This is a genomic window from Rehaibacterium terrae (genome assembly GCF_014202935.1).
GTDB classification, from domain to species: domain Bacteria; phylum Pseudomonadota; class Gammaproteobacteria; order Xanthomonadales; family Xanthomonadaceae; genus Rehaibacterium; species Rehaibacterium terrae.
On sequence record NZ_JACHHX010000002.1, the window covers coordinates 1 to 20,048 of the forward strand.

The 20,048-nt window shown below is 69.9% G+C and carries 21 protein-coding genes; 5 read left to right on the forward strand and 16 right to left on the reverse strand.

The annotated features are described in order from the left end of the window. Positions 1 to 500: 500 nt before the first annotated feature. Entirely contained in the window at positions 501 to 2,063 is a 1,563-nt protein-coding gene (locus HNQ58_RS01335) for an AbgT family transporter (protein WP_183946988.1), read from the forward strand. A 67-nt stretch (positions 2,064 to 2,130) separates the two neighbouring features. Here the strand turns inward: HNQ58_RS01335 and HNQ58_RS01340 are convergent, their stop codons facing one another. The 3 genes from HNQ58_RS01340 to HNQ58_RS01350 form a co-directional block, all read right to left on the reverse strand. Then, positions 2,131 to 2,433: a hypothetical protein gene (locus HNQ58_RS01340; protein WP_183946989.1), complete on the reverse strand. Its 303-nt coding sequence runs from the start codon at positions 2,431 to 2,433 to the stop codon at positions 2,131 to 2,133. 14 nt (positions 2,434 to 2,447) lie between these two features. Beyond that, entirely contained in the window at positions 2,448 to 3,800 is a 1,353-nt protein-coding gene (locus HNQ58_RS01345) for an MFS transporter (RefSeq protein ID WP_183946990.1), read from the reverse strand. A gap of 185 nt (positions 3,801 to 3,985) precedes the next feature. Next, complete coding sequence (locus HNQ58_RS01350) at positions 3,986 to 4,459, reverse strand: MarR family winged helix-turn-helix transcriptional regulator (RefSeq protein ID WP_183946991.1); 474 nt, start codon at positions 4,457 to 4,459, stop codon at positions 3,986 to 3,988. Between the two features lie 90 nt (positions 4,460 to 4,549). On the opposite strand from HNQ58_RS01350, the gene hppD reads away from it, so the two are divergent. The 4 genes from hppD (at position 4,550) to HNQ58_RS01370 (ending at position 8,607) form a co-directional block, all read left to right on the forward strand. Further along, complete coding sequence (hppD, locus tag HNQ58_RS01355) at positions 4,550 to 5,641, forward strand: 4-hydroxyphenylpyruvate dioxygenase (RefSeq protein WP_183946992.1); 1,092 nt, start codon at positions 4,550 to 4,552, stop codon at positions 5,639 to 5,641. A gap of 116 nt (positions 5,642 to 5,757) precedes the next feature. After that, complete coding sequence (locus HNQ58_RS01360) at positions 5,758 to 6,099, forward strand: endonuclease domain-containing protein (protein ID WP_246416801.1); 342 nt, start codon at positions 5,758 to 5,760, stop codon at positions 6,097 to 6,099. A gap of 16 nt (positions 6,100 to 6,115) precedes the next feature. Then, positions 6,116 to 7,456: a homogentisate 1,2-dioxygenase gene (gene hmgA, locus HNQ58_RS01365; RefSeq protein ID WP_183946994.1), complete on the forward strand. Its 1,341-nt coding sequence runs from the start codon at positions 6,116 to 6,118 to the stop codon at positions 7,454 to 7,456. Positions 7,457 to 7,656: 200 nt separating this feature from the next. Next, a complete protein-coding gene (locus tag HNQ58_RS01370; RefSeq protein WP_183946995.1) occupies positions 7,657 to 8,607 on the forward strand; it encodes a calcium/sodium antiporter in 951 nt (316 codons plus the stop codon). Positions 8,608 to 8,742: 135 nt separating this feature from the next. On the opposite strand, the gene mnhG is transcribed toward HNQ58_RS01370, so the two are convergent. Genes mnhG through HNQ58_RS01435 form a run of 13 tightly spaced genes read right to left on the reverse strand, consistent with a single transcriptional unit; the run spans position 8,743 to position 19,973 of the window. Further along, the gene (mnhG, locus tag HNQ58_RS01375; protein ID WP_183946996.1) at positions 8,743 to 9,063 is read right to left on the reverse strand and encodes a monovalent cation/H(+) antiporter subunit G; all 321 of its coding nucleotides are present in this window, start codon (positions 9,061 to 9,063) and stop codon (positions 8,743 to 8,745) included. Further along, positions 9,060 to 9,332: an MrpF/PhaF family protein gene (locus HNQ58_RS01380; protein WP_183946997.1), complete on the reverse strand. Its 273-nt coding sequence runs from the start codon at positions 9,330 to 9,332 to the stop codon at positions 9,060 to 9,062. The genes mnhG and HNQ58_RS01380 overlap by 4 nt, the downstream gene beginning before the upstream one ends. Next, the gene (locus tag HNQ58_RS01385; protein ID WP_183946998.1) at positions 9,329 to 9,667 is read right to left on the reverse strand and encodes a Na+/H+ antiporter subunit E; all 339 of its coding nucleotides are present in this window, start codon (positions 9,665 to 9,667) and stop codon (positions 9,329 to 9,331) included. The genes HNQ58_RS01380 and HNQ58_RS01385 overlap by 4 nt, the downstream gene beginning before the upstream one ends. Then, entirely contained in the window at positions 9,667 to 11,124 is a 1,458-nt protein-coding gene (locus HNQ58_RS01390; RefSeq protein WP_183946999.1) for a proton-conducting transporter transmembrane domain-containing protein, read from the reverse strand. Before HNQ58_RS01390 ends, HNQ58_RS01385 begins: the two co-directional genes overlap by 1 nt. 1 nt (position 11,125) lies before the next feature. Next, complete coding sequence (locus HNQ58_RS01395; RefSeq protein WP_183947000.1) at positions 11,126 to 11,521, reverse strand: sodium:proton antiporter; 396 nt, start codon at positions 11,519 to 11,521, stop codon at positions 11,126 to 11,128. After that, on the reverse strand, positions 11,518 to 11,952 hold the full coding sequence (locus HNQ58_RS01400) for an MnhB domain-containing protein (RefSeq protein ID WP_183947001.1): 435 nt from the start codon (positions 11,950 to 11,952) through the stop codon (positions 11,518 to 11,520). Before HNQ58_RS01400 ends, HNQ58_RS01395 begins: the two co-directional genes overlap by 4 nt. Further along, positions 11,949 to 14,231: a hydrogen gas-evolving membrane-bound hydrogenase subunit E gene (gene mbhE, locus HNQ58_RS01405; RefSeq protein WP_183947002.1), complete on the reverse strand. Its 2,283-nt coding sequence runs from the start codon at positions 14,229 to 14,231 to the stop codon at positions 11,949 to 11,951. The genes HNQ58_RS01400 and mbhE overlap by 4 nt, the downstream gene beginning before the upstream one ends. Then, positions 14,153 to 14,554 carry a Na+/H+ antiporter subunit G gene (locus HNQ58_RS01410; protein ID WP_183947003.1) on the reverse strand — a complete coding sequence of 134 codons (402 nt, stop codon included), beginning with the start codon at positions 14,552 to 14,554 and terminating at the stop codon, positions 14,153 to 14,155. The genes mbhE and HNQ58_RS01410 overlap by 79 nt, the downstream gene beginning before the upstream one ends. Further along, a complete protein-coding gene (locus tag HNQ58_RS01415; RefSeq protein ID WP_183947004.1) occupies positions 14,551 to 14,820 on the reverse strand; it encodes a K+/H+ antiporter subunit F in 270 nt (89 codons plus the stop codon). The genes HNQ58_RS01410 and HNQ58_RS01415 overlap by 4 nt, the downstream gene beginning before the upstream one ends. Beyond that, complete coding sequence (locus tag HNQ58_RS01420) at positions 14,817 to 15,302, reverse strand: Na+/H+ antiporter subunit E (protein ID WP_183947005.1); 486 nt, start codon at positions 15,300 to 15,302, stop codon at positions 14,817 to 14,819. The genes HNQ58_RS01415 and HNQ58_RS01420 overlap by 4 nt, the downstream gene beginning before the upstream one ends. Further along, a complete protein-coding gene (locus tag HNQ58_RS01425; protein WP_183947006.1) occupies positions 15,299 to 16,846 on the reverse strand; it encodes a monovalent cation/H+ antiporter subunit D in 1,548 nt (515 codons plus the stop codon). Before HNQ58_RS01425 ends, HNQ58_RS01420 begins: the two co-directional genes overlap by 4 nt. Then, positions 16,843 to 17,202, reverse strand: coding sequence for a Na+/H+ antiporter subunit C (locus tag HNQ58_RS01430; RefSeq protein ID WP_183947007.1), 360 nt, complete (start codon positions 17,200 to 17,202; stop codon positions 16,843 to 16,845). Before HNQ58_RS01430 ends, HNQ58_RS01425 begins: the two co-directional genes overlap by 4 nt. Beyond that, positions 17,202 to 19,973 (reverse strand): monovalent cation/H+ antiporter subunit A, encoded by a 2,772-nt coding sequence (locus HNQ58_RS01435; protein WP_183947008.1) that lies wholly within the window; start codon positions 19,971 to 19,973, stop codon positions 17,202 to 17,204. The genes HNQ58_RS01430 and HNQ58_RS01435 overlap by 1 nt, the downstream gene beginning before the upstream one ends. Between the last annotated feature and the right edge of the window lie 75 nt (positions 19,974 to 20,048).

Genomic DNA, 20,048 nt, shown 5'->3' on the forward strand with positions numbered 1-20,048 from the left:
AAGGGTCGCCGGCAGGGAGGCCGGCGACGTTTGCGCCGGCACAGGAGGTGCCGTCGCAAACGCCCGCAGCGCGCACGCGCACCTTTCGGACAGGAAGTCCGAAAGGCGCCGCTCCGGGGGCGAGCCGGATAAGGCGAAGCACAGCTTCGCCCCGGCGAGCGCCAGCACACGGATGTGCTGGCCGGCGGGCGCCACAGGGATGTGTGCTCGCGGGGCACCGTCCGAAGTCGTGTCGGGCAAGCAAAGAAAAGTAACCCGGCCGCCGGCAGGCGGACGGAACCCCCGGCGCGTAGCGCCGGCCAGATCGCGGCAAACCCAGCCCACACATTGCAGGAGCGGCTTCAGCCGTGAGTGGAGAACCCCGCAGGCATCCGGTCGCGACTGAAACCGCTCCTGCAGGGCTGGGTGGGCATGCCCGCCAGCCTTGCCGCGCCGCGGCAACGCCTCAGGCGGCAGCCTGCTAGGATTCGGGCTTTCCGCAGACCCTGGGGGACACCCGCATGTCGCAAGCCAACCCTGCCGCCGAAGCGCCGCGCGGCTGGATCTATCGGGCGCTCGACCTGGTCGAGCGCGTGGGCAACAAGCTGCCCGACCCGGCCATCCTGTTCCTGCTGCTGATGGTGGTCGTGTGGGTAGTGTCCTGGTTGCTGTCGGGCGTGTCCTTCGCCGAGATCGACCCGCGCACCGGCGAGGGCATCCGGGTGCGCAACATGCTCGAAGGGGCGGCGCTCACCGGTTTCATGGCGCAGGTGGTGACCACCTTCGTCAACTTCCCGCCCCTGGGCGTGGTGCTGGTGGCGATGCTGGGCCTGGGCGTGGCCGAGCACACCGGCTTCATCAGCGCCTCGCTGCGCGCGATCCTGGCGGTGACGCCGAAGATGCTGCTGACCCCGGCGCTGATCGCGGTCGGCGTGCTCAGCCATGTGGCGGTGGATGCCGGTTATGTGCTGGTGATCCCGCTCGGCGCGGTGATCTTCTACGCCGCCGGTCGGCACCCGCTGGCCGGCATCGCAGCGGCCTTCGCCGGCGTGTCGGGCGGCTTCTCGGCGACCATGTTCGTGCCGTCCAGCCTCGACCCGCTGCTGGCCGGCCTGACCCAGGCGGCGGCGCGGCTGACCGACGCCGAGATCATCATCAACCCGCTCAACAACTTCTTCTTCACCACCGCCTCCACCTTCCTGGTGGTGCTGGTCGGCTGGTTCCTGACCGACAAGGTGATCGAGCCGCGCCTGCGCGGCACGAAGGTGGACGGCGACGTCTCGCAGATGCCGACCATGGATGCGCTCAAGCCGGCCGAGATCCGGGGCCTGCTGTGGGCCGCCGGTTCGATGGTGCTGACGCTGGTGCTGTTCATCCTCAGCCTGGTTCCGGAGACCTCGCCCTGGCGCTTCGCCGAGACCGGGGAGCTGACCAACGCGCGCGCGCCGGTGATGCAGTCGATCGTGCCGCTGATCTTCGTCTTCTTCGTGATTCCCGGCATCGTCTACGGTTACGTTGCCGGCACCGCCAAGAGTCACCGCGACATCGTCCAGGGCATGAGCCGGGCGATGAGCGGCATGGGCTACTACATCGTCATGGCCTTCTTCTGCGCGCAGTTCATCTACGCCTTCGGCCAGTCCAATCTGGGCGCGCTGCTGGCGATCAAGGGCGCCAACTGGCTGAAGATGATGGGCTTCCCGATGAGCGTGACGCTGATCGGCATCGTGCTGCTGTCGGGCTTCGTCAACCTGATGATCGGCTCGGCCTCGGCCAAGTGGGCACTGATCGGCGCGATCATGGTGCCGATGCTGATGGAGCTGGGCGTCTCGCCCGACCTCACCCAGGCCGCCTACCGCGTCGGCGACTCCAGCACCAACATCATCACCCCGCTGCTGCCGTACTTCCCGCTGATCGTGGTGTTCTGCCAGCGCTACGTGAAAGCCAGCGGCATCGGCACCCTGCTGGCGCTGATGCTGCCGTTCTCGATCGCCCTGCTGGTCACCTGGACGGCGTTCCTGCTCGGCTTCTGGGCGCTGGACATCCCGCTCGGCATCGGCGCCACCTACAGTTACCCGGCCGGCTGAGCGCGGCCTTGCGGCAACGAAAAGGGCGGCCTCGGCCGCCCTTTTCATGGCTGCGGTGTGCAGCCGCTCAGACGCGGAACAGGAACACCGCCAGCAGGGCCAGCAGGATCAGCGGCGGCAGCCAGAGGATCGGGCTTTCGATCAGCCGCATGCGCGGTGCCGGCCGCGCCGGCTCGCGTCGCCGCAGGCGATGCAGCTCCCAGCCGGCGAGGGCGAGGAAGGCCAGCACCGAGACCAGCATGCCGGCCAGCAACGGCCCGCCCTGCCAGCCGCCGTCGCCGCGCTGGCCGAGATAGAGGCTGAAGCTCAGGCCGGTCAGGGTGGGGACCAGGATCACGGGCAGCCAGTGCAGCAGTCGGCGTCCGGGCATCGTGTGCGTCTCCCTCAGCCGGCCGCCGGGTGGCGGATGGTGATGGTGTCCAGCCCGTGCCCGCGGGTGCCGCCTTCGTGGCGCCAGAGCAGGAAGGCGAACAGCAGGCCGAGCCCGCACAGCGCGCTGTAGAACCACATGCCGCCGGCATACCCGGCCGGATTCTCGGGGCCGGCGCCGCCCAGGTCGTTGAGCAGGCCGACGATCGGCGGCACCGCCGCCCAGCCGAGCTGCTGGCAGAAGGTCATCATCGCGTAGGCCGAGCCGAGCCGGCGCTGGTCGACGATGTAGGCCACCGACGGCCACATCACCGCCGGGATCAGCGAGAACACGCCGCCGAGCAGCAGCATCACCACCAGCAGGGTCAGCGGCACCTCGCCGGCGCCGATGTAGGGAATCGCGATGCCGACCGCCGGCCCGGGTGGCAGGTAGGTCACTGCCAGGAACAGCGGCAGCATCACCAGCGCGCCGACCAGCATGAACACCGAGCGGCGGCCGACACGGTCCACCCACAGGCCGAACAGCGGCGTGGCGACGATCGCCGCCATCGGCAGCAGGCTGCTGAGCAGGCCGGCGGCCTCGCGCTGCAGGCCGTGCGCCTGCTGGAAGTAGTCGATGGCGAAGGTGCGGAACGGGAACACCGTGGAGTAGAACACCACGCACAGCGCGACGATGAACCAGAAGCTCTTGCCGAAGGCGAACAGGCGCTTGAAGTCGAGCCGCTCGGCCTCGCCGCCGGGGCCGAGGTCGATGCGGCCCTCGGCGCGGCGCTCCAGCATCCAGTACAGCATCGCCGCCGCCACCGAGATGCCGGCCACGGCGGTGGCCAGCCACAGCGGGTCCTGCCAGTTGGCGTAGAGCGGGCTGGCGAAGCCGGTCGACCAGTCGGCCGAGGCCGAGCCCAGGCGCGAGATCGACAGGTTGATGCCGAAGGCGAAGCTGAGCTCCTTGCCCTTGAACCACTTCGCCAGCACGGTGGTGGCGGCGACGATCAGCGGCTCGGCGCCCAGGCCGAGCACGAAACGGCCGGCCAGGATCACCTCGAAGTGCGGCGTGAGCGCGGTCAGGGCCGCGCCGATCAGGCAGATCACCGCGAATACCGTGATCGCCTTCTTGGTGCCGAAGCGGTCGATGATGACGCCGCCGGCCAGCAGCACCAGCAGCGCCGCCCAGTTGTAGGCCGAGGACAGCAGCCCGATCTGGCGATAACTGAAGCCGAGCTGCTCGCGCATCAGGTCCACCACCGGGCCCAGCGCGTCGTACACGTAGTAGTTGCCGAACATGGCCAGGCTGACGAACAACAGCACCAGCCAGCGCTGGAGGGGCGTGGGACGCGGCAGCGGGGCGCCGGGAAGGGCTTGGCTCATGTCGGCTCGGTCTCGTGGTGGAGGACGCGGGCTGGCACTTTAGCCTGTCGCGGCCTGGCCATGGCAAGCCGGGCGGGGTGGCGGTGGGCGCCGGCGGGCGTTGCGACTTTGCCGGGTCTTCGGGATCGGGGCCCGGGATGACGCTGCTCCGGTCGCTCTTTCCCGATTCCCCGGTTCCCGATTCCTCAGCCCTCGGCCGCCAGCAAGACGCCCTCGGCCTGCGCACCGTTGCCGGCCAGCTTGTCGAGCAGGCGATCGAGCACAGCGCGCTCCTCGGCGTCGAGCGAGGACAGCAGGGCGCGCTCGTAGGCCAGCGCCACCGGCACGATGGCGTCGAAGATCGCGTAGCCGGCCTCGGTCAGTGCCAGCACCGAACGGCGGCGGTCGTCCTCGTGGGTTTCGCGGCGCAGGCGGCCGGCGTCGAGCAGGCGGTTGACCGCGCGGCTCACTGCCACCTTGTCCATCGCGGTACGCTCGGCCACCTCGCTGGCGGACAGCCCGGGGTAGCGGCCAAGCACCGCCAGCACCCGCCACTCGGTGATGCTGAGCTGGAAGCGGCTCTCGTAATTGCGGGCGATGGCCTGGCTCAGGCGGTTCGACAGCACCGACAGCCGGTAGGGCAGAAACCTTTCCAGTTCAAGCACTTGATGGTCCGGCATGGTGCGCTGCGCCTTGCAATTGGTTTCATCTGAAACTATAACGTCGCCACCGTCGGCGCAAGCCGCCATCCGTCATCGCAGGAGAGTCCCATGAGCGCGCAACCGAACCTCGGCATGAAGCCGACCACCTTCGAGAACCCGATGGGCATCGACGGCTTCGAGTTCGTCGAGTTCGCCGCCCCGGCCGGCAGCGTCGACCTGCACGATCTGTTCAAGCGCATGGGCTTCACCGCGGTGCTCAGGCACAAGTCGCGGCCGATCACCGTCTACCGCCAGGGCGGGGTGAACTTCCTGGTCAACGAGGACCCGGACAGCTTCGCCGCCGACTTCGCCGCCAAGCACGGCCCCTGCGCCTGCGGCTTCGCGATCCGTTTCCACAAGCCGGCGCACGAGGTCTACCACGCCGTGACCGAAAACGGCGGCGAGCCCGTCGACCACAAGGCCGACACCCGCGCGGTCAACGCGCCGGTGGTCAAGGGCATCGGCGACTGCATGCTCTATCTGATCGACCGCTTCGGCGAGGCGGGCTCGATCTACGACGCGGATTACGCGCCGATCCCGGGTGCCGAGCAGAACCCGAAGGGGTTCGGCCTGACCTTCATCGACCACCTCACCCACAACCTCTACTTCGGCAACATGCAGAAGTGGAGCGACTACTACGAGCGGCTGTTCAACTTCCGCGAGATCCGCTACTTCGACATCAAGGGCGCCAAGACCGGGCTGGTGTCCAAGGCAATGACCGCGCCGGACGGCGTCGTGCGCATCCCGCTCAACGAATCGAGCGATCCGAAGTCGCAGATCAACGAGTACCTGGACCAGTACAAGGGCGAGGGCATCCAGCACATCGCCTGCTTCACCGACGACATCTACGCCACGGTGGAGGCGATGCGCGCGCAGGGCATCGCCTTCCTCGACACGCCGGACACCTACTACGAGGTGATCGACCAGCGCATCCCCGGGCACGGCGAGGACGTGCCGCGGCTGGCCAGGAACAGGATCCTGATCGACGCCGACCCGGAGACCAAGACCAAGCTGCTGCTGCAGATCTTCACCCAGAACTGCATCGGCCCGATCTTCTTCGAGATCATCCAGCGCAAGGGCAACGAGGGTTTCGGCGAGGGCAACTTCCAGGCCCTGTTCGAGTCGATCGAACGCGACCAGATGCGTCGCGGCGTGCTGTAAGGCTTGCGCTTTCAGCCCCTCTCCCGCCGGGAGAGGGGTTGGGGTGAGGGTGCGGTGAAATGGTAGGCGTTCGAAATCCTCCGCTACCTGCCGGGACTCGTGCTCATGCGCGCCACATGCGCGGCAACGCCACGGATGCCGAGTGCAAGCTGTGGCAACGACTGCGCGCAGGGCAGTTGAATGGTCTGAAATTCCGCCGCCAGCACCCGATCCCGCCGTACATCGTCGATTTTTTCTGCGGGGATGCAGGTTTGGCGATCGAGCTGGATGGTTCGCAGCATGGTGATGAAGCGGATGCCGCGCGGACGCGATTCCTGGAGTCCAAGGGGCTTCGTGTGCTGCGCTTCTGGGACAACGATGTGCTTTTGAATACGGATGCGGTACTCGAGGCGATGCTGAACGCCGTCGGCGACCGTACCCTCACCCCACCCCCTCTCCCGGCGGGAGAGGGGCTCTAGAGCGAGAGCCTTTGCCATGTCAGCGACTCCGAAGAATCTGCCGCAGGCCGGACCCACTCTCCGCGCCACCGGCTACCAGTCCGGCTTCGCCAACGAATTCGCCACCGAGGCGTTGCCCGGCGCGTTGCCGGTCGGACAGAACTCGCCGCAGAAGTGCCCTTACGGCCTGTATGCCGAGCAGATCTCCGGCACCGCCTTCACCGCGCCGCGCCATGCCAACCGCCGCAGCTGGCTGTACCGGATCCGGCCGGCGGCGATGCATGGGTCCTTCGCGCCGCTGCCGCACGCCCGCTTCCACAACGACTTCGGCCACGGGCCGGTGACGCCCGAGCAGCTGCGCTGGAATCCGCTGCCGATCCCGGAGACGCCGACCGACTTTCTCGACGGCCTGTTCACCATGGCCGGCAATGGCGGCCCGGAGGCGCACTCGGGGATCGCCATCCACCTGTACGCGGCCAATCGCGACATGGACGGGCGTTATTTCTACGACGCCGACGGCGAGCTGCTGATCGTGCCGCAGCAGGGGCGGCTGCACATCGCCACCGAGCTGGGCGTGCTGGAGGTCGAGCCGCAGCAGATCGCCGTCATTCCGCGCGGCGTGCGTTTCACGGTCTCGCTGCCGGACGGCGCCGCGCGCGGCTATGTCTGCGAGAACTTCGGCGCGCTGCTCAAGCTGCCGGACCTGGGGCCGATCGGCAGCAACGGCCTGGCCAATCCGCGCGACTTCCAGACCCCGCAGGCGGCCTTCGAGGATCGCGAGGGTGCGTTCACCCTGGTCGCCAAGTTCCAGGGTGCGCTGTGGCAGGCCGACATCGGCCACTCGCCACTGGACGTGGTCGCCTGGCATGGCAACTACGCGCCCTACCGCTATGACTTGCGCCGTTTCAACACCATCGGCTCGATCAGCTACGACCATCCCGATCCGAGCATTTTCCTGGTGCTGCATTCGCCCAGCGACACGCCGGGCACCAGCAACATGGATTTCGTGATCTTCCCGCCGCGCTGGCTGGTGGCGCAGCACACCTTCCGGCCGCCGTGGTTCCACCGCAACGTCGCCAGCGAGTTCATGGGCCTGGTGCACGGCGCCTACGACGCCAAGGCGGAAGGCTTCGTGCCCGGCGGCAGCTCGCTGCACAACTGCATGACCGGCCACGGCCCGGACGCGGCGACGTTCGAAAAAGCCTCCAACGCCGATCTCTCCAGGCCGGACGTGATCACCGACACCATGGCCTTCATGTTCGAGAGCCGTCACGTGATCCGGCCGACCGCGCAGGCGCTGGCCGCACCGCAGCGCCAGCGCGATTACGTGCGGTGCTGGCAGGGGCTGCGCAAGCACTTCGACCCGACCCGCCGCTGAGGCCGCAGACCAAAGTCGCTCGCCGTCAGGAGCGACAGCACGCATGGAGAGACCGGAGAACGGCGGAGAACGCGGAGCTGACCGATGTTTCGCCGCTTCCTCCGCTTCTCTCCGCTCTCTCCGTGCGTGCTTTCCGCTTTTCCGCCCGGCCGCCGCCTTCCGGATAGAATCGGCCGCGGCTTTCCCGTCACGGACCTTGCATGCTGATCGAGATCGGAGTGTTCGCCGGCGGCCTGTTGCTGCTGGTGCTGGGCGCGGACGCCTTCGTGCGCGGTGCCGGCGGCATGGCCTTGCGGTTCGGCATCAGTCCGTTCGTGGTCGGCCTGACCCTGGTCGGCTTCGGCACCTCGGTGCCGGAGATGGCGGTGAACATGACCGCGGTACTGGACGGCCGCACGGATCTTGCCGTCGGCAACATCGTCGGCAGCAATATCGCCAACGTCGGCCTGATCCTCGGCAGCGCCGCGCTGGTGGCGCCGCTGACCGTGCAGATGCGCATGCTGCGGGTGGAGATGCCGCTGCTGCTGCTGTCCTGCGCGCTGCTGTGGCTGCTCGCGCTCAACGGCTGGCTGGGGCGCTTCGACGGTCTGCTGCTGCTGGCCGGCTTCGTGGTGCTGATGGGCCTGATCGCCAGCCAGGCGCGCAGCGAGCCCGAGGCGGTGCAGGAGGAGCTTGGCCACAGCGCCACCGCCCGCGGCGGGGTGGTCATCAACGGCACACGCATCGTGCTCGGTTTCGCCGGGCTGCTCGGCGGCGCGCACCTGATGGTCGACTCGGCGGTGGATCTGGCGCGCCTGTGGGGCATCGGCGAACTGGTGATCGGCCTGACCATCGTCGCCATCGGCACCTCGCTGCCGGAGCTGGCCGCCTCGCTGGTCGCCGCCTGGCGCGGCGACGTCGACATCGCGGTCGGCAACGTGGTCGGCTCCTGCCTGTTCAACCTGCTGCTGATCCTCGGTGCCTCGGCGGCACTGCGGCCGTTGCCGATCGAGTCTTCGATGCTGTGGGTCGAGATTCCGCTGATGACCGCCTTCGCGCTGGCGATCTACCCGCTGGCACGCGGCGACCTCACCCTGGGCCGACGGCAGGGCCTGGTCCTGCTGGCCGCTTTCGCCGCCTTCATGGGCTACGAACTGCAAGGGTTGTACTGAGGCGCGGGGAAGAAGCGACTGCACGCACGGTGATGGCAGAGAAAAGCGGAGGAAACGGAGAAACATCGAGCCTCTCCGCGTCCTCCGCCGTTCTCCATTCTCTCCGTGCGTGCTGTTGCTCTTCGTTGCGTCGCCTTACCGGTCGATCTCGGGGTCGCGCGCTTCGCGCAACTGTTCGCGGGTGTAGGCGTGGCGCGCGGCGGCGCGCGCCAGCAGGTGCGAGGCCACCGGCAGGGTCAGCAGCAGGAAGACCAGGATCAGCGCGACGCGGATCCACCAGCCCGGGTCGCCGGCGACCAGTGCGGCGCCGATCAGCAGCAGGCCGAGCGCCAGCGTGCCGGACTTGGTGGCGGCGTGCTGGCGCGACAGCGCGTCCGGCAGCAGGAACAGGCCGAGCGCGGCGATCACCAGCAGCAGCACGCCGGCACCGGCGAGCACGAAGCCGAGCATGGTCATCGCGGATCCTCCGGCGATTTGTCGATCAGCCGCGCCCAGACGATGGCGGCGACGAAGCCGACCACCGCCAGTCCGACCGCGACATCCAGGAACAGCACCCGGCCGGTCGCCAGCGCGGCGGCGGCGGCCATCGCCACGCTGGCCGAGAACACCACGTCCAGTGCCACCACCCGGTCGGCCTGGCTGGGGCCGCGCAGCAGCCGGGCCATGGCGAGCGCCAGTGCCAGCAGGGTACCGGTGACGACGACAGTGGCGAGTAGTGCGTTCATGCCTGGTCTCCGGCCGGGAACAGCCGCCGCAGCGGCGTTTCGAAGCTGCGCCGCACGTTGGCGACCACGGCGGCCGGGTCGCTGTCGTCGAGCAGATGGATCAGCAGTTCGCGGCGCTGGTTGTCGATGTCGATGACGGTGGTGCCCGGCGTGAGCGTGATCATGCAGCCGAGCAGCGCCACCCCGGTGTCGCTCAGGCCCGCATAGCGCATCCGTACCAGCCCGGGCGTGGGCCGCACGCCGGGGCGCAGGATCAGCCACGCGGTGGCCAGGCCGGATTTCGCCACTTCCAGCAGGAAGCGCAACAGCAGGCTAAACACGGTCAGCAGCTTCATCAGGGCGCTCCCGCCATCATCAGCGCCGCACGTTCGGCGAAGCGGTACAGCGGCTCCGGATACAGGCCGATCGCCAGCGTCAGCGCGGCCAGGCCGAGCGTCGCCGCCCAGGCCGGGCCGAGCCGGGTGCCCGTCGGCGGCGTCCACGCCGCCTGTGGGTGCTTCTTCCAGAACGCCTCGAACCAGATCTTCATCATCGAATACAGGGTGAGGAAGCCGACCAGCAGGGCCGCCGCCGCCCACCAGGCCTGGCCCTGCGCCAGCGCCTCGCGCACGACGATGAACTTGGCCCAGAAGCCCGACAGCGGCGGGATGCCGACTAGCGACAGCGCCGGGATCAGGAACAGCACGCCCAGCCAGGGTCTGGTCTTCCACAGCCCGCCGATATGGCGCAGGTCGTAACTGCCGGTGAGCCGCCACACCATCGCCGCGATCAGGAACAGGTTCGCCTTCACGATGATGTGGTGGAGGATGTAGAACACCGTGCCCACGGTGGCTACCGGCGAATGCAGGGCGATGCCGAGCAGCATGTAGCCGATCTGGCTGACGATGTGGAAGGCGAGGATGCGGCGGATGTCCCAGTGGAACGCCGCGCCGAGCACGCCGGCCACCATCGTCGCCACTGCGATCCAGCCCAGCAGGGCGTAGGCGACGGCGTCCAGATCGAACACGTCGCCGACCAGCCGCAGCACCGCGTAGACGCCGACCTTGGTGAGCAGACCGGCGAACAGCGCCAGCACCGGCGCCGGCAGGGTGTGGTAGCTGGCCGGCAGCCAGGCGAACAGCGGAAAGCCGCCGGCCTTGACCAGGAAGGCCAGTGCCACCAGCGCCGCCGCCGGCAGCAGCCGCGCCGGTTCGACGCCGGCGCCGGCGATTTCCAGCGCGGCGAAGTTCAGATGCCCGGTCAGGCCGTAGAGGCCGGCGATGCCGGCCAGGAACAGCAGCGTGCCGAGCGCGTTGAGCACGAAGTATTTGAGGGTGGCGTCGAGGTGACGGCGGCCCAGGCCCAGTGCCAGCAGGCCCAGCGAGGCCAGCAGCATCACCTCGAACCACACGTACAGGTTGAAGATGTCGGCGGTGGCGAAGGCGCCGCCGACGCCGGCCAGCAGGGCATGGATCAGCGGGTGCAGGGTCGGGCGCTCCGGCGCCGGATCGGCGTCGGAGCGCTGGAACAGCAGGCAGGCCACGCCCATCAGTGCGGTGATCAGCACCATGCTGGCGCCGAGCGGATCGGCGGCGAACTCGATGCCGAACGGCGCGTCCCAGCCACCGAAGCTGCCGCGCAGCGTGCCGTCCCGGATCACCCGCACCGTCAGCGCCAGCGCGCAGCCGAGCAGCGCAATCGCGCCGAGCAGGCTCAGCGCCTGCGCGGCGCGCGGGCGTGCGGCGAGCAGGGCGGTCAGGAGGGCGGTGCCCAGCGGCACGATCACCGGGGCGATCAGCAGGAAGGCGTCCATGTCAGTCCTCCCGGTCGTTCAGCGGCGTCGGCTTGCCGTCGGCGCCTTCCGGCGGTTCGGCGTGGCGGAGGGTGTCGGTGTCGGCGCTGCCGGTGCGTTGCTTGATCGCCAGCGCCAGCACCAGCGAGAAGCAGGTCAGGGCGAAGCCGATCACGATGGCGGTCAGCACCAGCGCCTGCGGCAGCGGGTTGGCGGCGCCTTCCAGCAGCCGTTCCGTTCCGGCCGGCACCAGCGGCGGCGCGGTGGCGCCGAGGCGGCCGGCGGCGAACAGGTACAGGTTGATCGCCGAGCCGACGATCGACACCCCGATCACGCAGCGCAGCAGGTTGCGCGAGAGCGCCAGGAACACCCCGGCGGCGATGGCCGCGAACAGCGCGAGTGCGAACACCCAGCTCATGCGCCGGCCTCCTCGTCCAAGCCGATGGCCTCGGCGCAGAGGCCGCCGAGCGCGCCCCAGACCGCGAAGAACACCCCGATGTCGAACAGCAGCACGGTGGAAACGGCGAACTCGGTGAAGCCCAGCGGCAGTGTGGCCCACAGGTGGGTCATGTAGCCGTGGCCGAGCAGCAGTGCCGGCACGCCGCTGAGCAGGCCGAGCAGCACGCCGCCGGCGGCCAGCGGCAACGGCGGCAGTGGCAGTGCACGCAGCGCGCCGTCGGTGCCGCGCGCGACGGCGAGCAGCGCGGTGGCGCTGACCGCCACCATGCCGCCGATGAAGCCGCCGCCGGGCTCGTTGTGGCCGCGCAGCAGGATCACCACCGCGGCCAGCAGCATCATCGGGTAGAGCAGCCGCGCGAGCGTGTCCAGGATCAGCGAACGCGGGCTCATGCGGCTTTCTCCTTACGCCGGCGCAGCAGGGCGAACAGCGGCAGCGTGCCGGCGAAGGCCAGCGCGACCACGGCGATCTCGCCCAGCGTGTCGACGGCGCGGAAATCGACCAGGATCACGTTGACCACGTTGCGCCCGTGTGCTTCGGGTACGCTCAGCGCGGCGAGCGTGTCGGGCACGGTGCTGTCGAGCGGCCCGGCGGTGGCGGCCAACAGCAACGCCGTGAGCACGCCGGCGGTGGCGAAGGCGACCACCGCGCGCGGCAGCGCCGGTGAGTCGTCGTGCGCGCTCAGGCCGAGGTGGCGCAGGCGCAGGAGGATCGAGGCGATCACCACCACGAAGGCGACCTCGACCGCGAACTGGGTGAAGGCCAGGTCCGGCGCCTGCAGGAACAGGAAGGCCAGCGCCGAGCCGAGGCCGACGAAGCCGCTGACCAGCAGCATCACGAAGGCGTCGCGCACCAGGCAGGCGGCGATCGAGGCGACGATCAGCAACGCGCTGGCCCCCACCAGCGCCAGACTCGGTGCCTGCATCGCCGGCAGGGCGAAGGCGCCCGGCAGCGCCAGCGCGAGCGCGACCGGCGCGATCACGAAGCCCAGACACAGCAGCGTGTAGCGACTCAGGCGGCCGCTCTGCAAGGCGCGGGTGAGGATGCCGGCGAGGGCCGGGATCGCCAGCAGCAGGCGGCCGTACCAGGCCTGCGCACCGAGCCGGTCGAGCGGCTGCATCAGGCGCTCGAGCAGGTGGTGGATGCGGTCCCACAGCACGAATACGACGATGCCGAGCAGCACCGCCAGCGCGATCGCCTGCAACGCCTCGGTGTCCTCCAGGCCGAGCGAGGCGGGCATCGTCGTCAGCGCCGGGTGGATCGCCTGCGCGGCGGCGCCGAGCAGCGGATCGAGCAGGCCGGTCCACAGGCCGAACACCAGGCCCAGCGCGGCGATCAGCACCGGCGGCAGGCGCATCGCCCAGCCGGCCTCGCGGATTTCCTCCGGCACCGGCGCGCCGCCGCGGTGCCAGAACACCCGGATCGCCGCCACCGAGGCCACCGCCACCGCGATCACGTTGACGAACACGCCCGAGTAGCTGACCCAGGCGAACACGCCGGCCTCGCTCTTGGAGATCTTGATCAGCTCCTTGGCGACGAAGCCGAGCGAGAACGGCATGCCGGCCATCGAGACTGCCGCCAGTGCGGCGGCGGCGGCGGTCCACGGCATCGCCCGCGCCAGGCCGGCGAGGTGGTCGATGTTGCGGGTGCCGGTGCAGTGGTCGATGTTGCCGGCGACGAAGAACAGTGGCGCCTTGTACAGCGCGTGGGTGAGCAGGAAGGCGGCCACCGCGGCGGCGGCATCGCCGTCGGGCAGGCCGATCAGCATCACCAGCGTGCCCAGCGCCGACACCGTCGACCAGGCCAGGATGCGCTTGAGATCGCGCTCGCGCAGGGTCAGCAGCATCGACCAGGCGGCGGTGATCGCGCCAATGGTCACCAGCACGTCATGCCACATCGCCACGCCGTCGAAGGCCGGGTCCAGCCGCGCCAGCAGGTAGACGCCGAGCTTCACCATCGTCGCCGAGTGCAGGTAGGCGCTGACCGGCGTCGGCGCCGCCATCGCGTTCGGCAGCCAGAAGTGGAACGGCAGCTGCGCCGACTTGGTGAAGGCGCCGACGAAGAGGCAGATCAGCGCCGGCTTGACCAGCGGGTCGTCGCGCCAGGCCTCGGCGTTCGTCACCAGTTCGGAGATCGTGTAGGTGCCGGCCGCCTGGCCGAGCAGGATGAAGCCGGCCAGCAGCACCAGCCCGCCGCCGGCGGTGACCATCAGCGCCTGCTGCGCGGACTTGCGCGCGCTCTCGTACTCGTGCTTGAAGCCGACCAGCAGGAAGGAGGTCAGGCTGGTCAGCTCCCAGAATCCGAACAGCAACAGCAGGTTGTCGCTGGTCGTGCAGCCGAGCATCGCCACCATGAACAGCAGCAGCAGCGCGAACAGCCGCTCGCGTTGCGCCATGCCGGCCATGTAGCCGCCGGCGTAGATCAGCACCATCGTGCCGATGCCGCTGATCAGCAGCACGAACAGCAGCGACAGGCCGTCGAGGCGGAAGGCGAGATCGATCCCCAGCGAGGGGATCCAGGGGACGACGAACGCCAGCGCGTCGGCCTCCCGCCCGAGCTGGCCGAGGGCCAGCGCGAACACGGACAGTGGGATCAGCGCGAGCCAGCCGAGTCGGGAGGCGGCGCCTGCGTGGTGGTGGTCGGCGTGGAGCTTGTTCGGGTCGGGGGGCATGGCGGAATGGGGGCGGGCCGTCGGGTGGGGGCCGCCTGCGCCATCGCCGCCTTCGCCAGCATGTGCGCGCTGACCGGCGCAGTCAGGAAAAGGAACAGCGTGATGAGCAGTTCGCGGAAGCCCCAGCTTCCCTCGATCAGACCATGGTACAACATCGCGGCGATCAGGATCCCGCCGACCCCCAGCGTGGTGGCCTTGGTCGGGCCGTGCAGGCGGCGCAGGAAGTCGGACAGCCGGGCCAGCCCGATCGAGCCGACCAGCGAGAAGAAGCCGCCGATCAGCAGCATCGCGGAAATCAGCAGTTCGGTCGCGGTGGCGTTCATTCGATGATGTCCCGGCGCAGCATGTACTTGGCCAGCGCCAGGGTGCCGACGAAGCCGAGCAGGGCGATGATCGCCTCGGCCTCGAAGTAGATCGGCGACTCCAGGCGCATGCCGAACAGGAACAGCAGCGCGATGGTGTTGATGTAGAGGGTGTCGAGCGCGAGCACGCGGTCGGCGGTGTCCGGCCCGCGCAGCAGGCGCCACAGATTGAGCGCCATCGCCAGCCCGACCATGCCCATGACGATGCCGATGGTGGTGTGGATCATCGGAAGATCTCCCGCAGCGGCGCTTCGTAGCGTTGCTTGATCTGGTCGATCTGCGCCTGTGGGTCGTCGAGGTTGAGGAAGTGCACCAGCAGGTGGCTGCGGTCCGGTGACAGGTCGGCCGACACCGTGCCCGGCGTCATGGTGATGATTCCGGCCAGGGTGGCGATGCCGTGCGGGTTGCGGATGTCGAGCGGGATCCAGACGAAGCCGGGGCGGATCGCCGACTCCGGGCCGAGGATGACGCGGGCGACCTGGATGTTCGACACCACGATGTCCCACAGCACCACGCCCGCCAGCTTGAGCATGGTCAGCGGCGAGCGCATGCGCGCGCGGGTCTGGCGCAGGCGCTGGGCGACCCACGGCAGCACGATGGCGACCAGTGCGCCGAGCAGCAGCTGTCCGGCGGACAGCTCGCCGACCAGCAGCAGCCAGACCGCGAGCACGGTCAGGCTCAGGAAGGGCGAGGGCAGGATGCGGCTCATGGGCTCACCTCCGGGGCGGCATGCGCGGACGGTCGCGGCGTCGCGCCGCGCAGCGCGTCGATGTAGCCGCGCGGCGCGGCCAACTGGCCGGCGGCGGCGGCGGTGTAGCGCAGCGCCGGCGCGGCGAATGCGCTGAGCGCGACCGCCAGCGCCAGCAGCAGCATCGCCGGCAGCAGGCGCGTGGCGCCGAGCGCCACGGGCGGCGTGACGGCAGGGGCGACGACCTTGGCCTGGTGCCAGAACAGCCGGCTGCCGGCGCGCGCGAGGGCGACGATGGTCAGCAGGCCGCAGATCAGGATCAGCGGCCACAGCCAGGCTGCCTGCGCGGCGGGAATCGCGGCGAGCAGGCTGAACTTGGCGACGAAGCCGGACAGCGGCGGCAGGCCGGCCAGCGATACCGCGGCGACCAGGTACAGGCCGCCGAGCAGCCCGCGGGGCCCGATCCGGCCGATCCGGCGCAGGCTGTCGCCGCCCGGGCGGCGCTGGCCGCGGATCAGGTCGGCGAGCAGGAACAGCGCGGCCGTCGCCAGCGTGCTGTGCACCAGGTAGTACAGGCCGGCGGCGGTCGTCTCCGGCGTCGCCAGCCCGATCGCGACGAACAGCGTGCCGGCCGAGGCGACGACCAGGTTGGCGCTCAGCAGGCGCAGGTTGGGCGCCGCCAGCGCGCCCAGCGTGCCCAGCGCCAGCGTGAGCGCGCCGGCCGGCAGCAGCCACGGCCAGGCCAGCCCGGCGAGTTCGCCGGCCTCGCCGCCGAACATCGCGGTGTACACGCGCAATGCCGAGTAGATGCCGACCTTGGTCAGGATCGCGAACAGCGCCGCCACCGCGCCGGGCGCCCGCGAGTAGGTCTGCGGCAGCCAGAAGTACAGCGGCAGCAATGCCGCCTTGGCGCAGAACACCACCAGCAGGATGCCGCCGGCGGCACGCAGCAGCGGCGCCTGCGCCGGCTCGGCCAGGGCGATGCGCTGCGCCAGCGCGCCGATGTTGAGCGTGCCGAGCTGGCCGTAGATCAGGCCGAGCGCGACCAGGAACAGCAGCGAGGCGGTGATGTTGAAGGCCAGGTAATGGAAGCCGGCGCGCATGCGCGGCCCGCGGCCGCCGCTGAGCAGCAGGCCGTAGGAAGCGATCAGCAGCACCTCGAAGAACACGAACAGGTTGAACAGGTCGGCGGTGAGGAAGGCGCCGCACAGGCCGGCGAGCTGGAACTGGAACAGGGCGTGGAAGTGGGGTGCGCGCCGGTCCCAGCCCGACGCCGCATGCACCAGCGCGATCAGGCCGAGCACGGCGGTGAGCAGCACCATCAGCGCCGCGGTGCGGTCGGCCAGCAGCGCGATGCCCAGATGCGCCGGCCAGTTGCCGGCCAGGTACACCTGCATGACGCCGCCGTCCGCCTGCATCGCCAGGGTGGCCGCGACGACGACCAGCACCAGCGTGCCGGCCAGGCCGAGCGCGCGCTGCACGCGCAGGCCGAGGCGTTCCAGCGTCAGCAGCAGCGCGCCCAGCGCCAGCGGCAACGCCACCGGCAGGATCGGCAGATGGCTCATGCCTTGTCCTCCGGCTCGCGCGCGTCGACATGGTCGCTGCGGTTGTCGGCGCGGTTGCGGATCGCCACCACCAGCAGCACCGCGGTGGTGGCGAAGCCGATCACGATGGCGGTCAGCACCAGCGCCTGTGGCAGCGGATCGACGTGGTTGGCGAGCGTGTGGCCGGCGGCACCGGCGCCGGCATCGAGCACCGGCGGCTTGCCGATCGCCAGCCGGCCCATCGAGAAGATCAGCAGGTTGACCGCGTAGGAGAGCAGGGTCAGTCCGAGCACGACCTCGAAGGTGCGCGCGCGCAGCAGCAGCCACACGCCGGCGGCGACCAGCAGGCCGATGGCGGAAGCGACGGCGAGTTCCATCAGCGGTTCTCCGGGGAATGGTCGCTCGGACGCTGCAGGCGGCCGAGCATCGAAAGCATCAGCATGGTCGCGCCGAACACGACCAGGTACACGCCGGTGTCGAAGGCCATCGCGCTGGCCAGCGGCACCTCGCCGACCACTGGCAGGGTCGGGTGGGCGTGGGTGCTGGTCAGGAACGGATAGCCCAGCACCCAGCTCGCCGCGCCGGTGGCCAGTGCGACCAGCAAACCGATGCCGATCCAGCGCGGGTAGTCGAAGCCGAGCCGGCGCTCGACGTAGTCGCTGCCGGAAAGCACGTACTGCAACAGCAGCGGCACTGCCAGCACCAGGCCGGCGATGAAGCCGCCGCCGGGCTGGTTGTGGCCGCGCAGGAACAGGTACAGCGACACCGCCAGCGCGATCGGGAACACGATCTGCGCCACCAGGATCGGGATCAGCGGCCGCTCCGGCTCGCCCGGCACCAGCGCGGTCGGTGCGATCCTGGCCCGCCGCAGCAGCGCACAGACGATCAGGCCGGCGATGCCGAACACGGTGATCTCGCCCATCGTGTCCAGGCCGCGGAAGTCGACCAGGATCACGTTGACCACGTTGCTGCCGCCGCCCTCGGGCAGCGAGCGCTGCAGCATCTCGCCGGCCACGGTGTCATAGGGACGGGTGATGATCGCGTAGACCAGCGCGGCGACGCCGCCGCCGGCCACCAGCGCGATCGCTGCATCGCGCCAGCGGCGCAGCCGGCCGGGCTCGGGTGCCGGCTGCTCGGGCAGGTAGTTCAGCGCCAGCAGCAGCAACGCCAGGCTGGCCATCTCGACCAGCAGCTGGGTCAGCGCCAGGTCCGGTGCCGACAGGAAGACGAACGCCAGGCTGACCAGCAGGCCGACCGCGCCGAGCACGATCACCGCGATCAGCCGCTGCCGGTGCAGCGCCAGCACGCCGGCGGTGGACGCCAGCAACAGCGCCCACAGCAGCCAGCCCAGCCAGGGCAGCGGCTGCCCGGGGCCGAATGGGAGCCCGCCGCCGGCGAGGAACGGCGCCGCGCCCAGCAGCAGCGCCGCCAGCACCACCAGCAGCAGGTAGCGTTGCAGGCTGCCGTTCTCCAGCCGTGGCACCAGCGCGCCGGCGAGCTCGAACAGGCGTTCGATCTTCCAGCGGAACACGGCGCGACCGAGCGAGGCGCGCACGTTGCCGTACAGGTCGGTGAGCTGGCGCAGGCCGAAGTACAGCGCGATGCCGCCGGCCAGGCTGACCAGGCTCATCAGCAGCGGCAGGTTGAAGCCGTGCCAGATCTTGAGCGTGAACTCCGGCGCCGCCGCGCCGAGCGTGCCGGCGACGGCGGTTTTCAGCACGCCGGAGATGGTCAGCGCCGGCAGCATGCCCACCGCCAGGCACAGCAGCACCAGCGCCTCGACCGGCACGCGCATGAAGCGCGGCGGCTCGTGCGGCGTGGTGTCCAGGCCGCGCGGGCCGATGCCGAAGAAGCTGTCGTGCACGAAGCGCAGGCTGTAGGCCACGCTGCAGATGCCGGCCAGCACCGCCACGCCGGCGATCAGCATCCGCCAGCCGGCGTCACCCTCGATCAGCAGCGCCTGTTCGAAGAACATCTCCTTGGACAGGAAGCCGTTGAGCAGCGGCACGCCGGCCATCGACAGCGCGGCGATGATCGCCAGCGTGCTGGTCAGCGGCATGAGTTTGAGCAGGCCGCCCAGACGGCGCATGTCGCGGCTGTGGCACTCGTGGTCGATGATGCCGGCGGCCATGAACAGCGAGGCCTTGAAGGTGGCGTGGTTGAGGATGTGGAACAGCCCGGCCACCACCGCCATCTCCGAGGACAGGCCGAACAGCAGCGTGATCAGGCCCAGGTGCGAGATGGTCGAATAGGCCAGCAGGCCCTTGAGGTCGTGCTGGAAGATCGCGAACCAGGCGCCGACCAGCAGCGTCGCCGCGCCGACGCCGCTGACGGTGTAGAAGAACAGGTCGCTGCCGGCCAGCGCCGGGTGCAGCCGCGCCAACAGGAACACGCCGGCCTTCACCATCGTCGCCGAGTGCAGGTAGGCCGACACCGGCGTCGGCGCCGCCATCGCGTGCGGCAGCCAGAAGTGGAACGGGAACTGCGCCGACTTGGTGAAGATGCCGAGCAGGATCAGCCCCAGCGCCCACGGGTACAGCGCATGGGCGCGGATCTGTTCGCCGGCGGCCAGCACCACGTCGAGCTCGTAGCTGCCGACGATGCGGCCGATCAGCAGCACGCCGGCCAGCATCGCCAGGCCGCCGCCGCCGGTCAGCGTGAGCGCCATGCGCGCGCCCTCGCGGGCGTCGCCGCGGTGGTGCCAGAAGCCGATCAGCAGGAACGAGCTGATCGAGGTCAGCTCCCAGAACACCACCAGCAACAGCAGGTTGCCGGCGGTGACGACGCCGAGCATCGCGCCCATGAACAGCATCAGCAGCGCGAAGAAGCGCGAGGCGCTGTCCTGCTCGCTCAGGTAGTAGCGGGCATAGAGCACGATCAGCGCGCCGATCGCCAGCACCAGCCCGGCGAACATCCAGGCCAGGCCGTCCAGCCGCAGCGTGAAGGCGAGGCCGACCTGCGGAATCCAGTCGATGCTGGCATGCGGGATCACACCGGCCAGCACCTCGGGGGTGAGCGTCGCCAGCAGGACCAGGCCGGCCAGTGGCGCCAGCCCGGCCAACCAGGCGATGACGCGGCGCGGGGCGCCGCGCGAGACCGCGATCAGCAGCGCGGCGAGGAAGGGCAGGGCGAGCAGGGCGTGGAGCATCGCTCTCTTCTTTGGTTCGTGCGTGGCCGACGGAGCGCGCTCCGGCGACGGAACAGGCGGGGGAAGCGGGACCGG

What these genes read in the sequence shown, in the direction of transcription:
- mbhE (WP_183947002.1), bottom strand. Translation starts at nt 14,231, where the DNA reads ATGCCCCCCGACCCGAACAAGCTCCACGCCGACCACCACCACGCAGGC.
- hppD (WP_183946992.1), top strand. Translation starts at nt 4,550, where the DNA reads ATGAGCGCGCAACCGAACCTCGGCATGAAGCCGACCACCTTCGAGAAC.
- HNQ58_RS01380 (WP_183946997.1), bottom strand. Translation starts at nt 9,332, where the DNA reads ATGAACGCACTACTCGCCACTGTCGTCGTCACCGGTACCCTGCTGGCA.
- HNQ58_RS01410 (WP_183947003.1), bottom strand. Translation starts at nt 14,554, where the DNA reads ATGAACGCCACCGCGACCGAACTGCTGATTTCCGCGATGCTGCTGATC.
- mnhG (WP_183946996.1), bottom strand. Translation starts at nt 9,063, where the DNA reads ATGACCATGCTCGGCTTCGTGCTCGCCGGTGCCGGCGTGCTGCTGCTG.
- HNQ58_RS01350 (WP_183946991.1), bottom strand. Translation starts at nt 4,459, where the DNA reads ATGCCGGACCATCAAGTGCTTGAACTGGAAAGGTTTCTGCCCTACCGG.
- HNQ58_RS01385 (WP_183946998.1), bottom strand. Translation starts at nt 9,667, where the DNA reads ATGAAGCTGCTGACCGTGTTTAGCCTGCTGTTGCGCTTCCTGCTGGAA.
- HNQ58_RS01345 (WP_183946990.1), bottom strand. Translation starts at nt 3,800, where the DNA reads ATGAGCCAAGCCCTTCCCGGCGCCCCGCTGCCGCGTCCCACGCCCCTC.
- HNQ58_RS01390 (WP_183946999.1), bottom strand. Translation starts at nt 11,124, where the DNA reads ATGGACGCCTTCCTGCTGATCGCCCCGGTGATCGTGCCGCTGGGCACC.
- HNQ58_RS01370 (WP_183946995.1), top strand. Translation starts at nt 7,657, where the DNA reads ATGCTGATCGAGATCGGAGTGTTCGCCGGCGGCCTGTTGCTGCTGGTG.
- HNQ58_RS01415 (WP_183947004.1), bottom strand. Translation starts at nt 14,820, where the DNA reads ATGATCCACACCACCATCGGCATCGTCATGGGCATGGTCGGGCTGGCG.
- HNQ58_RS01435 (WP_183947008.1), bottom strand. Translation starts at nt 19,973, where the DNA reads ATGCTCCACGCCCTGCTCGCCCTGCCCTTCCTCGCCGCGCTGCTGATC.
- HNQ58_RS01340 (WP_183946989.1), bottom strand. Translation starts at nt 2,433, where the DNA reads ATGCCCGGACGCCGACTGCTGCACTGGCTGCCCGTGATCCTGGTCCCC.
- HNQ58_RS01335 (WP_183946988.1), top strand. Translation starts at nt 501, where the DNA reads ATGTCGCAAGCCAACCCTGCCGCCGAAGCGCCGCGCGGCTGGATCTAT.
- HNQ58_RS01425 (WP_183947006.1), bottom strand. Translation starts at nt 16,846, where the DNA reads ATGAGCCATCTGCCGATCCTGCCGGTGGCGTTGCCGCTGGCGCTGGGC.
- HNQ58_RS01400 (WP_183947001.1), bottom strand. Translation starts at nt 11,952, where the DNA reads ATGAGCCCGCGTTCGCTGATCCTGGACACGCTCGCGCGGCTGCTCTAC.
- HNQ58_RS01395 (WP_183947000.1), bottom strand. Translation starts at nt 11,521, where the DNA reads ATGAGCTGGGTGTTCGCACTCGCGCTGTTCGCGGCCATCGCCGCCGGG.
- HNQ58_RS01360 (WP_246416801.1), top strand. Translation starts at nt 5,758, where the DNA reads ATGCGCGGCAACGCCACGGATGCCGAGTGCAAGCTGTGGCAACGACTG.
- HNQ58_RS01420 (WP_183947005.1), bottom strand. Translation starts at nt 15,302, where the DNA reads ATGAGCCGCATCCTGCCCTCGCCCTTCCTGAGCCTGACCGTGCTCGCG.
- hmgA (WP_183946994.1), top strand. Translation starts at nt 6,116, where the DNA reads ATGTCAGCGACTCCGAAGAATCTGCCGCAGGCCGGACCCACTCTCCGC.
- HNQ58_RS01430 (WP_183947007.1), bottom strand. Translation starts at nt 17,202, where the DNA reads ATGGAACTCGCCGTCGCTTCCGCCATCGGCCTGCTGGTCGCCGCCGGC.